This is a genomic window from Brevibacillus sp. IT-7CA2 (assembly GCF_949767855.1).
Taxonomy (GTDB): domain Bacteria; phylum Bacillota; class Bacilli; order Brevibacillales; family Brevibacillaceae; genus Brevibacillus.
On the sequence record NZ_CATKQT010000033.1, the window covers coordinates 535,538 to 549,482 of the forward strand.

Annotated in this window: 14 protein-coding genes and 1 other annotated feature; all 14 genes read left to right on the forward strand. The window is 49.0% G+C overall.

Going from position 1 to position 13,945, the window contains the following annotated elements:
* The first annotated feature begins 327 nt into the window (after positions 1 to 327).
* Positions 328 to 720: a peptidase M56 BlaR1 gene (locus ACM6JA_RS19155; RefSeq protein WP_414853607.1), complete on the forward strand. Its 393-nt coding sequence runs from the start codon at positions 328 to 330 to the stop codon at positions 718 to 720.
* Between the two features lie 305 nt (positions 721 to 1,025).
* On the forward strand, positions 1,026 to 1,934 hold the full coding sequence (locus ACM6JA_RS19160; protein ID WP_414853608.1) for an NUDIX hydrolase: 909 nt from the start codon (positions 1,026 to 1,028) through the stop codon (positions 1,932 to 1,934).
* 24 nt (positions 1,935 to 1,958) lie between these two features.
* Entirely contained in the window at positions 1,959 to 2,819 is an 861-nt protein-coding gene (locus ACM6JA_RS19165) for a TIGR02452 family protein (protein WP_414853609.1), read from the forward strand.
* On the forward strand, positions 2,816 to 3,529 hold the full coding sequence (gene pnuC, locus ACM6JA_RS19170; RefSeq protein WP_414853610.1) for a nicotinamide riboside transporter PnuC: 714 nt from the start codon (positions 2,816 to 2,818) through the stop codon (positions 3,527 to 3,529). Before ACM6JA_RS19165 ends, pnuC begins: the two co-directional genes overlap by 4 nt.
* Positions 3,517 to 4,575 (forward strand): multifunctional transcriptional regulator/nicotinamide-nucleotide adenylyltransferase/ribosylnicotinamide kinase NadR, encoded by a 1,059-nt coding sequence (gene nadR / locus ACM6JA_RS19175; RefSeq protein WP_414853611.1) that lies wholly within the window; start codon positions 3,517 to 3,519, stop codon positions 4,573 to 4,575. Before pnuC ends, nadR begins: the two co-directional genes overlap by 13 nt.
* 41 nt (positions 4,576 to 4,616) lie before the next feature.
* Positions 4,617 to 5,204, forward strand: coding sequence for a DUF1802 family protein (locus ACM6JA_RS19180; RefSeq protein ID WP_414853612.1), 588 nt, complete (start codon positions 4,617 to 4,619; stop codon positions 5,202 to 5,204).
* 32 nt (positions 5,205 to 5,236) lie between these two features.
* Positions 5,237 to 6,217 (forward strand): quinone oxidoreductase family protein, encoded by a 981-nt coding sequence (locus tag ACM6JA_RS19185; protein ID WP_414853613.1) that lies wholly within the window; start codon positions 5,237 to 5,239, stop codon positions 6,215 to 6,217.
* A 67-nt stretch (positions 6,218 to 6,284) separates the two neighbouring features.
* Positions 6,285 to 6,764, forward strand: a complete 480-nt coding sequence (locus tag ACM6JA_RS19190; RefSeq protein ID WP_414853614.1) for a GNAT family N-acetyltransferase — start codon at positions 6,285 to 6,287, stop codon at positions 6,762 to 6,764.
* 235 nt (positions 6,765 to 6,999) lie between these two features.
* Positions 7,000 to 7,437 (forward strand): RrF2 family transcriptional regulator, encoded by a 438-nt coding sequence (locus ACM6JA_RS19195; protein ID WP_414853615.1) that lies wholly within the window; start codon positions 7,000 to 7,002, stop codon positions 7,435 to 7,437.
* Between the two features lie 62 nt (positions 7,438 to 7,499).
* On the forward strand, positions 7,500 to 7,889 hold the full coding sequence (locus ACM6JA_RS19200; protein ID WP_414853616.1) for an IDEAL domain-containing protein: 390 nt from the start codon (positions 7,500 to 7,502) through the stop codon (positions 7,887 to 7,889).
* Between the two features lie 29 nt (positions 7,890 to 7,918).
* Positions 7,919 to 8,482, forward strand: a complete 564-nt coding sequence (locus ACM6JA_RS19205; RefSeq protein ID WP_414853617.1) for a thioredoxin family protein — start codon at positions 7,919 to 7,921, stop codon at positions 8,480 to 8,482.
* A 32-nt stretch (positions 8,483 to 8,514) separates the two neighbouring features.
* Positions 8,515 to 9,720, forward strand: coding sequence for an MFS transporter (locus ACM6JA_RS19210; RefSeq protein ID WP_173619188.1), 1,206 nt, complete (start codon positions 8,515 to 8,517; stop codon positions 9,718 to 9,720).
* Between the two features lie 55 nt (positions 9,721 to 9,775).
* Positions 9,776 to 10,034: a binding site (T-box leader), on the forward strand.
* 69 nt (positions 10,035 to 10,103) lie between these two features.
* Positions 10,104 to 13,184: an isoleucine--tRNA ligase gene (gene ileS, locus ACM6JA_RS19215; RefSeq protein ID WP_414853618.1), complete on the forward strand. Its 3,081-nt coding sequence runs from the start codon at positions 10,104 to 10,106 to the stop codon at positions 13,182 to 13,184.
* Between the two features lie 169 nt (positions 13,185 to 13,353).
* Positions 13,354 to 13,929: a TetR/AcrR family transcriptional regulator gene (locus ACM6JA_RS19220; RefSeq protein WP_414853619.1), complete on the forward strand. Its 576-nt coding sequence runs from the start codon at positions 13,354 to 13,356 to the stop codon at positions 13,927 to 13,929.
* Positions 13,930 to 13,945: the final 16 nt, after the last annotated feature.

Here is a 13,945-nt window from a genome sequence, read left to right on the forward strand (position 1 = left end):
AACAAGGAAGTAATTGCCGGGACACATCCGCACCGACTAACCGCATCGCGGCCGGCAGCAAGCTGCCTTAACTCGGTGGGACTTCGTGATGCATGAACTTTAACGGAAATCAATGCAAAACCAAATTAAAGGGACTCAACTAACGGGGAACGATAACAGAACGAACATTAATAAAGGCTGCAGGTGTTGATACCTGTAGCCTTTGCTTACCTAATAGGCAGATTTGCGTAACTTTCCATTATTTGGTGGTGTATAAGAAGTGAAAGGACGGAACGAACAACTTTAGAGTGAAGAGTGAGAAACTTTAAGGAGTGAACAATTGTGAGGATGTATTCTAAAGGCATCAAAATAATGATTGGTGTGATTTTTATCGTTTGTGTAGTGGGAGGTGCACTGGCATTCCAAAGGACATTTGTTAAAAGCGCGATTAATCAAAGCCCGACGAATCCTCCTCACTATCCAGAAAATGAAAATGGACAGACATACGGTTCTGCCACAGATGCTGCTTCTCCAGATACGGAACCTGAATTAATCAGTGCAATAGGTGTGGATGGTACTACAGGATACGTGCTAAAAAAAGACTTAGACGGTGAGCGTCCAAAATCACCCGAGGAAGCCATTGCGATACAGAACAGTAGATCACCAGGAGGTCGTGATATTCCGCTATATGACGTTGATGGTAAAACCGTAATTGGTGTGTTTCATGTTGGAGGAAAGTAAGAAAAATTTATGTTCAAGTGTCACGCTATCGGGTTCGATAGTTAAATGAGTCAGTCTAAAACTTTATTATTCAGTTTAGAGCCATGGATTGCTTCATTCTAACGTGGAGTCTAAAAACTAATTTTCAAATATCTAGTGATATAGAAGACCGGAACTCCTTGTACCATAAGGGGTTCCGGTCTAATGCTTTTTTATTAGTTGACACCAAAAACAGGAAAGAGTAATATGATATCAACAAATTGATAATAACATTTTGTTAATAACAAAAAGACAACAACAATTCATCAACTAAAAGAGGCGATTGCATGAACGATAAACCAAATGTCAATAAACAAGGTCAAACCGAACAGGAGTACTTGGAGGCTTATGATGTCAGCCAATTCGAGCGGCCGTCTGTGACAGTCGATATGCTGGTATTCACCGTGATGGATGAGCTGGAGGAGAATTACCGCAAGCTCTCACCCAAGTCGTTGAAAATATTGCTCGTGAAGCGTGGGGAACACCCATATATCGGCCAATGGGCGTTGCCAGGCGGGTTTGTTACACCGGGGGAGAGTCTCGAGGAGGCAGCCAGACGCGAGCTGCGTACGGAAACAAACGTAGACGACATTTACCTGGAGCAGCTCTACACTTGGGGCGATGCGGGCAGAGATCCGCGGACATGGGTCATCAGCACGTCGTATATGGCCTTGGTAGATAGCTCGTCTTTACAGCTGCAGGCAGGGGATGATGCAGATGAAGCGGAGTGGTACCGCATCGAGGACAGGTGGGTGAAAGAAACGAAGACAGCGACTATTGACGGCTCCATTACTGAAAAATGGCTGGAGCTGCGACTTGTGCATGAGAGCGAAGAATTGTCTGCCACCATTAAGATCACCAAAACAGTAACGGGTCGTACCGTACGTGAGACCCGCGAAATTGTAGAGACGAACAACATCGCATTTGATCACGCCAAAATTATTCAATACGCACTGGAGCGATTGCGTAACAAGATTGAATACACGGACATCGCCTTTGCTTTAATGCCAGAGCTGTTCACGTTAAGCGATCTGCAACAGGTGTACGAAGTGATTTTGGGACGTGAGCTGTTGGCTGCGGCATTTCGTAGGAAGGTAGCCGACAAAGTGCTGGAAACGAATCAATATCGAAAACATGCCGGGCACCGACCATCCAAGTATTTCCGCTTTAACCCGGAATGGATGGATCAGACGTAGCCCCGTACCAGGGAGGAAATCACAATGAATCAGGGACACAATCGAAGCGTTCGCGTACGAATCGCGCAGGAGACGCTGCAAATCATAGAGCAGGGCTACTATGTGAACAAAGCGGGAGAAAAGAAGAGCATTACGGAGGATATAGCTGCTGCCATCAGCCAATCCGTTCTGTATCGTCCACATGATTTGGCAGCAGACACATTGCAACTGCCACCGCATCAAACAACGGCTGCACAGCTGCGTGCCAAGGTCGAGGTAACCTCGGAATCCAGCCTGGATGCTGCCAAGCGCCTCGTCGTTTCCGAGAAACGAGCAGATGTCGTATGCTTGAATTTTGCTTCCGCCAAAAATCCGGGCGGAGGCTTCCTCGGGGGAAGCCAGGCGCAGGAAGAGAGCTTGGCGCGTTCCTCCGGGCTGTATCCTTGCATCGTGCAAATGCAGGAAATGTACACCTATCATCGCCAGTTAAAAACCTGCTTTTATTCTGACTACATGATTTATTCACCGTGGGTCCCCGTGCTCCGCGATCAAAGCGATCAGCTTTTGAATGACCCATACCTTTTGTCTTTTATTACGGCGCCTGCCGTGAATGCTGGGGTTGTTCGTGAGCGAGAGCCTGAAAATATCGCGAAGATTGGACCTGTCATGAAGGAGCGCATCCGGAAGATTTTGCGGGCAGCAGCCATTCATAACCACCGGACGATCATTTTGGGAGCGTACGGCTGCGGAGTATTTCGCAACAAAGCGGAGGACGTAGCAGATTACTTTGCGACTGTTTTGATCGACGAACAGTATGCACAGCTTTTTGACCACATTGTTTTTGCCGTCTACGACAATTCTGCGCGCCAGGAAAACCTGCGAGCGTTCAAGGAGAGATTCGCATGAATGCGAAAAGCACCGGCTTTTTAGCAGACTGGAATTGGTTTGAAAAAATATGGCTCATCTCGTTTACACTCGTTACCCTCTATTTGTATTTCGCACTGGATGATACATTAATCGGCTTGATCGCCTCCTTGACGGGGATGCTGAGTGTCGTGCTCGTCGCCAAAGGAAAGACGTGGAGTTACTACCCGGGTATCATCAATGTGGTTTTGTACGCGTTCGTCGCTTATGGGCAAAAGTACTATGGCGAAGTAATGCTGAATCTTCTCTATTTTTTGCCGATGCAATTCATTGGACTCTACCTGTGGCGTAAAAACCGCGTGTCCGAAGTCAAGCAAAATGACGTTAAGATTACCATTTTGTCCAACCAAGCACGCATCTGGTGGACGATCTTGAGCATCATCGCAACGATTGCTTACGGGTTTGTATTGAAGCAAATGGGCGGGGCCTTGCCTTTTGTCGATTCCTTGACGGCTGTGCTCTCCGTCATCGCCATGCTCTTCATGGTGAAGCGTTTGGTCGAGCAGTGGGTGGTCTGGATCATCATTGATTTGTTCACGATCTACATGTGGCTGGTAGCGTTTTTGAAGGACGGAAGCGATATCTCGATGCTGGTCATGTGGTCCGCTTATTTGGTGAATGCCATCTACGGATTGATGAACTGGGTTCGGCAGTACCGCAAGCAAAGGGAGGAGCAGACATGGGGGGCGTAGGCTTCATTGGCGGCAAATTTTTGCCACTTCACCAAGGACATGTATACGCGATTACACAGGCGGCCTGCCGCTGCGACGAGCTGTACGTCGTTCTCTCGCACAGCCCTACTCGCGACCGAAAGCTGTGTGAGGAGGCAGGAATCAAGCCAATTCCCTATGAAGTGCGATTGAGATGGCTGTCCACGCTGGTCAAGGACATGGAAAATGTCAGAGTGCTTGCAGTCGAGGATCGTGCGGATAGTGACGAGAGCTACGATTGGGAGGCGGGAGCAGCGGACATCAAGCGCATGATTGGGAAAAAAATCGATCTGGTTTTCAGCTCTGAGCCCTCCTACGATCCGATTTTTCGCCGTTTATACCCGGAGGCAGCGCACATCATTCTCGATGAATCGCGTTGCCAAGTGCCGATTTCCGCTACCAAAATTCGCAACGAAGGGGTCTACGCTCATTGGCAGCACATCCCGACTGTTGTTCAGCCCTATTTCGTCAAAAAGGTAGTGGTGGTAGGAACAGAGAGCTGCGGGAAATCGACCTTGACCCGTTATCTTGCGAAAATCTACAATACCGTGTTTGTCGAGGAGTATGGACGCATAATCTGCGAAGAGGTCGGGGGCTGCGATACGATTTTGACATCGGAGTATTTCCCGCATATCGCGTATGGTCACAAAATGAAAGAGTACGAAGCGCTCCAGAAAGCCAACAAGCTCTTGTTCATCGATACCGAAGCGATTGTCACCCAGTTTTATTCCGAACTGTACACCGGGCAAACCATCCCTGTTCTCGATCAGGTTGCTGACGAGCAAGCGTATGATTTGTGGCTGTTCATGGAGCCAGATGTCGCGTGGGTGGATGATGGACTGCGTGTGCACGGAGAGGAGCAAGTACGCCTGCACAATCATGAAAAGCTGCGCCAGATGTTGGATGAGCGTGGAATAACCTATGTGACACTGCGAGGAAATTATGCCGAGAGACTGCAAGGAGCCATGCAGCATGTCGATCAACTGTTGAAGACGACTTCTCAACGCGCTGGAATTGGGCTAGACTAAAGTCATCAAACGATTCTGACAGTAGAAGGGAGCCGTGCTGCATGCAGTCGATTGTACAGCCGCTATCCCCCCTTAGCTTGAAGGAATGGGCAGTCGCCGTCAAAGCACTTGGAGAAGGTGAGCAGATCATCACGATCCGCAAGGGTGGATTATACGAAGAAACACGAGAATTCCGCTTGGAAAACAATCAATTTTATTTGTATCCGACCTATGAGCACCAGAAACGCGACATGGTAAAGGCAGACTACCAACATCTGTTAGACGTGACCCTCGAAGGCTGGACAATGGACAAGAAGACCGTGACGATCGAATATTTTGCCGAAGTAACCGACGATGTTGAGTTGATGGACGAAGCCAAGCTGCGTGCGCTTTCGCCCTTCCACATCTGGACGGATAATTTCGCAGATGTGCGCTTGCATTGGAAGAAAAAACAGCCGCTGCACATTTTGTTCGTGCGGATGTATCGAATAGAGCAGCCTGTAGAAATCCCAATTGACGCTGCTTATCAAGGCTGCAAATCTTGGCATGATCTATTGGTGGACATTCCGCGGGCTGCGTTTACCCCTGTGCTTTCCGACGAGGAGTTCGAAGCGAAAAAAGCCGCAATCATGACTATTCTGCAAAACTAACATTCCATTTCAATCTTGTCTGGAGGGTTCTCATGAAAGCGATCTTGGTAACGGAATTAGGCGGGCCGGAAACGATGAAATATGCGGAAATCGAGATGCCGACTATGTCACCTACACAGGTCCTGATCCGCGTCGAGATGACTAGTGTCAATTTTGCCGATATCAAATCCAGATATGGAAAAAAGGGAGCATCCAAGCTGCCGTTTATCCCGGGACTCGATGCGACTGGCGTGATCGAACAGGTGGGGGCAGAGGTGCAAAGCCTGAAGGTGGGGCAAAGAGTCATCGCATTTCCGGCCAACGGTTCATACGCCGAGTATATCGTTGCGGATGAGAGCTTGACCTTTGCACTGCTAGATCAAATCAGCACGGAAACAGCAGCCGCTTGCCCAGTCGTGTCATTTACTTCGTACCAGCTACTGGCGAAGGTTGCCCGCGTTGCCAAAGGGGAAACCGTACTGATTCACGCTGCGGCAGGTGGAATCGGGACGACGGCGATTCAATTAGCCAAGCTGCTCGGAGCAGGACGAGTCATCGGCACAGTAGGTAATGAAGCAAAGGCGGAAATTGCCTTGTCAGCCGGTGCCGACCACGTGATTTGCAATGATCGCGAAGACTTTGTGGAAAAGGTACGTGCGCTGACGGATGGTGCGGGAGCCGATGTCATTTTGGACTCGATTTCCGGAACGGTGAGCGAGCGTAGTCTCGAGTGCCTCGCTTGGTACGGCCGACTCGTCCATTTCGGCAATGCCAGCGGCGAAATCGGTCAGATCAAGACGATCGATCTGCACGCAAGCTGCCGTTCTGTATTAGGCTTCAGCTTTGGTACGACACGCAAGCTGCGTCCACACTTGTTGCAGGATACAGCCAAGCAAGTTCTGGAGTATTTGGCGAATGGCCAGCTCGACATCAAAATCGGCAAGCATTTTGCATTGGAAGAAGCAGCGAGTGCTCATGCATGGGTCGAGAGCAGGGCGAGTACAGGAAAAGTACTGCTGGATGTGCGTTCATAATAATGTGGAGCCCTTGCTGACTCACAAGCGGGGGCTTTCTCTTTATCATTTTTGAGAGGTGATTGCTGTGCAGATAATTTCAACAAGCCAACTGGACAAAAACGTCATCACTGAATTTTTCATCAAACACTGGGGAAGTCCGCAAATGGTCATCTCCAATGGCGTCTTCCAATGCGATGCGCTGGACGGCTACGCAGCGAAGGGTGAAGATGGTGCAATCAACGGATTTATTTCCTATGTACTTGAAGATCAGGAATGTGAAATCATTTCCCTGGACAGCGTGATCGAAAACACAGGAATCGGGACCGCACTTCTCAATCAAGTAGAGCAGACCGCCAAAGAAAAAGGCTGTCACCGCATGAAGCTCGTCACCACCAACGATAACCTGCACGCCATGGGCTTTTACCAAAGAAGAGGCTATCAGCTTCACGAGCTGTACATCAATGCAGTGGACAAGGCCCGCCAAATCAAACCAGAAATCCCCCTCATCGCAGACAACGGCATCCCCATTCGAGATGAAATCCTTTTTATAAAAGAACTTCTTTAAAAAAGCATCGTAGAAGCAATAGCTGTCCGAAAAGCGCAGGTACATGTTTGGAAGGAGACCGCCCGAACGAAGTGAGGAAAAAGGCGACTGGAAAACATGTGCCTGCGCTTCCCCCCGACCACCGCGGAATGAAAGCCTCCGGCTTTTTAAAAAAGTTTGCCCCCACACAATTGTTGACATTCGTAACTGTACGAATTATTATTACAGTACTCTTCGCAAGGAGGCCGTCTGTGACGTGAATAGTGAATTTACCATAGCTGTTCACAGCTTGGCTTTGTTGGCTCATATCCCAGAGCATATGGCAAGCAGTGAGCTCATCGCAAAAAATGTATGTACGAATCCTGCCAGAATTCGCAAAATCATGAGCATTCTGCGTAAGAACGGGTTTGTGAAGACCAAAGAGGGAATTGGCGGCGGTTATATACTTGCGTGCGACCCGAATGAGGTCACCTTGTCCGAGATATATCGTTCGATCTCGAATGGTACACTGAAGCCGCACTGGTGCTCGGGCGATCCGCAAGAAGCATGTCAGGTATCTGCGAATATGCACGGAGTCATGGATCAGATTTTTACCGAAGCAGAGATGTACTTTACGAAGTATTTGGAACAAATCACGATCCAGACCGTACTAGATAAAGTCCGTCAAGGATGTCAGGAGAATTCGCAACAGTAACCATACAAATTTTTAACATGGAAACTGTAATGATTTCCGTTACAATTAGGAGGTGCACGAGAATGAATCGAGATGAGTTATTGGAAGTCGGAGAATGGGTATTAGGCAAAACCAAATTCGGCGAGTTAGTTCAAGGCTTCGTCGAAACAGATGATTCATTGCGAGGTACCGCGAAAGTTTATGTGGTTCAATGCGACAACGAAGAGACAATCGGCAAGCTGGTGGTGATTCCAAGACAGTGGATGGAACGTATTCCAGTAGGTTCTTTTAATGATGAAGAGCACATGCATGATTTGATCGACCTCGCCCTCGCAACCAAAGATAGAGAGTGGTTTATGGACCTGACTACCAAGGCAAGCACCATGAAACAGACGTCAGGGAAAGAAGCCCGCAAAACAAGAAGCTCTTCCATTCGCAATCGCTTGGGAACTTCTGCTATTTGGGAGCAATAATTTTTCACTATACAGGAGGAGTACGGAGTATGTCTAACGTGAATCATAACAGTTGGTTTGAAAAAGGAATGAGCTTTGCCGCGTACAAAGAAAGCATGAACGTCAACAAAGAAGAGCTGTCCCGCGTATACGATCAGCTCACGTTTACTGACGAGGATCTGGCTGTCTGGAAGGATCTTTCCCAGCGCAATTGGAAAGGGGTCGTGCTGACCGCAGACTGGTGTGGGGATGCTTCCTTGTGCGTTCCTGTCATTCAGCGAATTGCCGAGGAAAGCAACATTGAATTGCGCTTTCTCATCCGTGACGAAAATTTGGAGCTGATGGATCAATATCTGACCAATGGCACAGCACGTGCGATCCCAATCTTTATTTTCCTCGACCAGGATGGCTACGAGGCAAGAGTTTGGGGACCGCGTTCTCCAGAAGTGCAGGAAATGATTACGACTGCCCGTGCAGGATTGCCGGCTGCAGACGCTCCTGATTTTGAGGAAAAGCAAAAGGAGCTGTACCGCAACTTCAAGCAACAGATTTCAACAGACCCTGCCATTTGGCGCACGGTGATTGAAAGTGTGATAGCGAAGCTGCAAGGCTAAAGAGAAAAATCTATAAGGATAGGACTGGATAAATGAATATGAATGCACAAGAGAATAGTCAGCGACCGATTCTCTTCCTGATGATCAACATGTTTATCGCCATGCTGGGAATTGGCTTGATTATTCCGATTTTGCCCGAGTTTCTCAAAGAGTTCGGCGCGGGTGGGGAGACGGCTGGATACTTGGTGGCGGCCTTTGGTGTGACCCAATTTCTTTTTTCTCCGATTGCGGGGGAATGGTCGGATAAGTACGGACGAAAAATCATGATTGTAATGGGACTCGTCCTGTTTACGATCTCCAATCTGGTCTTTGCCTTGGCTGAACAGACTTGGGTGCTCTATCTTTCTCGTCTGATCGGCGGGATCGGGGCAGCAGCGATGATTCCGTCCATGCTGGCGTATGTAGCTGACATTACGACAGAGGATAAACGTGGAAAAGGACTGGGAATGCTCGGAGCTGCTATGTCGCTCGGATTTGTTATCGGGCCTGGTATTGGTGGATTTTTGGCAGAGCTTGGCTTGCGTATGCCGTTCTATATTTCCGCGGCAGTTGGTGCGGTAGCCACACTCGGTTCCATCTTCTTCTTGTCTGAATCACTTCCTAAGGAAAAGCAGCTCGCAGCACGAAACGCCAAAGAGAAGCAGGAAAACATCTTCGCACAGCTCGGCAAGTCGTTTCAATCGTCGTACTTCATCATGCTGGTGCTGGTCTTTACGATGACGTTTGGCTTGGCGAACTTCGAAGTTATCTTCCCGCTGTTCGTCGATGCGAAGTTCGCATATACTCCGCGTGATATTTCTATCATTATCACAGTGGGAGCACTTGCCGGTACGATTGTGCAGGCAGCGCTGATCGGCAAGCTTATTACTCGTTTTGGCGAGAAGAAGCTCATTAACGTGACGTTCTTCTTGTCTGCTGTATCGATGGTGATGATGCTATTGTCCGGTAACTTCTGGTATATGCTGATTATGACGGTTATCTTCTTTACCCTGACGTCTATTATGCGTCCAGCGATCAACACGCTGATCTCCAAACGAGCAGGGGATGAACAGGGCTTCGTAGCAGGGATGAACAATGCCTATATGAGTCTGGGGAATATTTTTGGGCCAGCAGTGGCAGGTACGCTGTACGGGGTTCATTTGAACGCACCGTATTTGTTCGGCGCGATTATCCTGGTTCTTAGCTTGTTCTTGTCGCAGGTGGAAAGCCGCCGCAGCGTGAAGCGCGTCGTGGCCTAACCCTTGACAGTTTTTTGAAATCAGTGTAAAAAGTAAAGTAACAATAATAACACCAACAAATTCATTGACGAGAAAGAGTAAGCTAATCCCCTTGTTCCCCAGAGAGTTGGCCCTAGTGCTGAAAGCCAACGTTCAAGACTTAGCCGAAAATCCTCTCCGAGAAGGAAAGCTGAAGCATCTGGAGTAAGCTGACCCGGAGTCCCACCGTTACAAGGGACGCGTATGATGGTACGTAGTAGAGGTGCCGAAATGACATGCTTGCATGAGGATTTCGGAACAAGGGTGGTATCGCGAGATCAAATCTCGTCCCTTAGGGGGCGGGATTTTTTTGCGTTCTATGAACCTACACTTCTACGCAAACTACAGAAGAAGGAGTGTACATGATGAGGAAAGTAGACGTAAAAGAAAAAGCAAGGACACGAGAGTTACGCATTCTGGATCAGTGGAGGGAAGACGACACATTCCGCAAGTCGATGGACAATCGGCTGGGAAAGCCAAACTTCGTCTTTTATGAAGGCCCTCCGACTGCAAACGGACAGCCGCATATCGGTCACGTGCTTGGACGGGTCATCAAGGATTTCATCGGACGTTACAAAACGATGTCCGGCTACCGCGTCGTCCGCAAAGCAGGCTGGGATACGCATGGCCTCCCAGTAGAACTTGGAGTGGAAAAGCGACTCGGCATTTCCGGCAAGCAGGAGATCGAAAACTACGGAGTGGCCAAGTTCGTCGAGGAGTGCAAAAACAGCGTTTTTGAGTACGAAAAGCAATGGCGCGAGCTGACGGAAGGCATCGCTTACTGGACAGATATGGAGCATCCATACGTCACCTTGACCAACGACTACATCGAAAGCGTCTGGCACATCCTTTCTGAAATTCATAAGAAAGAACTACTGTACAAAGGACATCGTGTCAGTCCGTATTGCCCGGATTGCCAGACGACGCTCAGTTCCCATGAAGTGGCGCAAGGCTATGAAGACGTGAAGGACTTGAGTGCGACCGTCAAATTCAAAAGCAAGACAAACGATGACATCTTCCTCGCATGGACGACGACACCATGGACACTTCCAGCAAACGTGGCTTTGGTTGTTAACAAAGAGCTCGATTACGTGCGGGTGATGCACAAGGATGAAGTGTACGTCGTAGCAAAAAATCTCGCGGAGAAAGTGTTCAAGGAAGACTACGAGGTTTTGTCCACGCACAAAGGAGCAGAATTCGTCGGTACCCCGTATGAGCCGCCTTTTGGCTATATCAGGGTAAACCATGGGCATATCGTCGTCGATGCGGACTATGTCAGTGATACGAGCGGAACTGGCATTGTGCATACTGCGCCAGCGCACGGGGAGGATGACTATCGCACGACCCGTCAGCATGGACTTGATTTCGTGAACGTCGTGAATTTGGCTGGCCGCTATACCGATCAAATCTCAGATTTCGCGGGTCGCTTCGTTAAGGATTGCGACATCGATATCGTAAAGGATCTGTCTCATCGCGGACTGCTGTTTTCCAAGGAGCGCTACGAGCATAGCTATCCGTTTTGCTGGCGCTGCAAATCGCCACTGCTCTACTACGCGATGGAGAGTTGGTTCATCAAAACGACAGCGATCAAGGATCAGCTGATCGAAAACAATAGCAAGATCGACTGGTATCCAGGCCATTTGCGCGAAGGGCGCTTCGGGAAATTCCTCGAAGAGCTTGTAGACTGGAATATCAGCCGCAATCGGTATTGGGGGACGCCGCTCAATTTATGGCTTTGTCAGGATTGTGGCTGCGAATATGCGCCAGGCAGTTTAAAAGAGTTGCGTGAGAAGTCTGTGGCGCCACTCGACGAGAATCTGGAGCTGCACAAGCCGTTTGTGGATGAGGTGAAGCTGCGTTGCTCTTGCGGCGGTACGATGGAGCGGACCCCTGAGGTCATTGATGTGTGGTTCGACAGCGGTTCGATGCCGTTTGCTCAGTACCATCATCCATTCGGCGACGAAAAGGTATTCCAGGAGCAGTACCCTGCCGACATCATTTCGGAAGGAATCGATCAGACGCGTGGCTGGTTCTTCAGCTTATTGGCAGTTTCAACTTTGTATAACGGAAAAGCACCTTACAAGGCGGTCATCTCTACCGGTCACGTTTTGGATGAACACGGTCAAAAGATGTCCAAAAGCAAAGGAAACGGGATCGATCCGTGGGAGGTTATCGAGGAATTCGGGGCGGATGCGTTCCGGTGGGCACTCTTGTCTGACAGTGCGCCGTGGAGCAGCAAGCGGTTCTCCAAGCGGATCGTCTCCGAGGCGAAGTACAAAGTGATCGATACGATCCATAACACCCATGCTTTTTATTCGTTATACGCCTTGATCGATGCATTCAAGCCTGAAGAGCATCTGCCACAACCGCCTGTGAACGAATTGGATCGTTGGATACTATCCCGCTTGAGTACCACCTTGCAGCACGTGGAAAAAGGTCTGGAAACCTACGATTTCATGAATCCGGCCGGACATATCGAAGTGTTCGTCGACGAGCTGAGCAACTGGTACATCCGTCGTTCGCGGGATCGTTTCTGGAGCAGCGGGATGACGCCTGACAAAGTATCTGCTTACCAGACCCTGCGGGAAGTGTTGCTGACGCTGGCGAAGATGATCGCACCATACACACCGCTGATCGCAGAAGATATGTATGGCAATCTGGGGGGAGAAGGCAGTGTTCATTTGACTGACTATCCGAAGGTGAACACAGAAGCAATCGACGCAACCCTTGAGCGGGACATGGAAACGGCTCGACACATCGTGGAGCTGGCGCGAAATGTCCGCAACGAAACTGGACTCAAGACCAGACAGCCTCTGTCCGAGCTGATCGTATCGATGGAGCAGCCATTGAACCTCGAGCGATTTGCCGGCATTATCCAAGACGAGATCAATGTGAAAAACATTCGGGTGGAGCAAAGTGACAGTAGCTTCGTGACGTATCATTTCAAGCTCAACCTGAAGGTAGCTGGGAAAAAATACGGCAAGCTCGTTGGGCCAATCCAAGGGTATCTAAAAGAATTGAACGCAGCCGATGCACAGAAAGCGGTGGACAATGGCTACCTGGATGTAGAGGTCGCAGGCGAGAGTGTGCGGCTTACACTAGATGAGCTGCTCGTGGAAAAGCAAGGGAAGCAAGGCTTCGCTTCTGCGTCCGGCTATCAGCTCCATGTGGCCTTGAATACGACACTCACAGAAGAGCTTGAGCAAGAAGGCTTGGTTCGTGAAGTCATCCGTGTCATTCAGGATGCACGCAAAAAGCTGGATCTGCCCATCGCTAAACGTGTCCAGCTCACAATGGATGTGGACGATGAGCTACGAGCAGCATTGGAGCGTTTTGATCATGTTTTGCGTGAGAGTGTACTTATTTCGGATGTGTCTTTTGCGAAAAAAGCAGACATGGAGACCGTTTCGTTCGGAGATAAAACGTTTGGTTTGCACATCGGGTAACGAATCAGTTGAATAAATAAAATGCTAGGGAACATGGTTGGTACACCGGTTCCCTAGCTGTTTTCTTCAATCATGTAATATCTCTGAGTCACATGCCATTTGACACTCCGGTAAAGCGTATACTATAATTCTACCGGAATGAAAATTCATTCCGTAGGAGAAAGGAGTCATGAACTTGTCAGAAACCAAGCGCGAATTAATCTTGGATGCAGCGCTCGTTTTGTTTGTAGATCGCGGTTTTGATGGGACGACTGTTCCGATGATCTCCGAAAAAGCAGGGGTCGGTGCCGGTACCATCTACCGTTATTTCGAAAACAAGGAAGCGCTCGTCAATACGTTGTTTCAAGAATGTGTGGGGGAGCTACTTGAGACACTCAATGATGGGTATCCTCGCACATCTGACGACTTCCGTGAGCAATTTCGGCATATTGCGAAGCAGGTGATTCGCTACGCCAAAAAGAATTTGAACGCCCTGCTGTTTCTGGATTCCCATATGAATGGTCACTACCTGGACGAAGCCAGCCGAGATGCATACATGAAGCTGCGCGCATTTTTATGCGAGTTCATTGAACAGGGGCAAAAAAATAAAGTCATTCGCCCGTTGCCAGCGGATGCATTGATTGCGATTATCGACGGTGCATTCATTGCATTATACAAGTGCATCATGGCTGGCGAAATCGAAGAAACCCCCGAATTGCTTGCAGGCGTAGAGGAAGCTTGCTGGGATGCGATCAGAATTCATTGATTCTGATCCTTCTTTT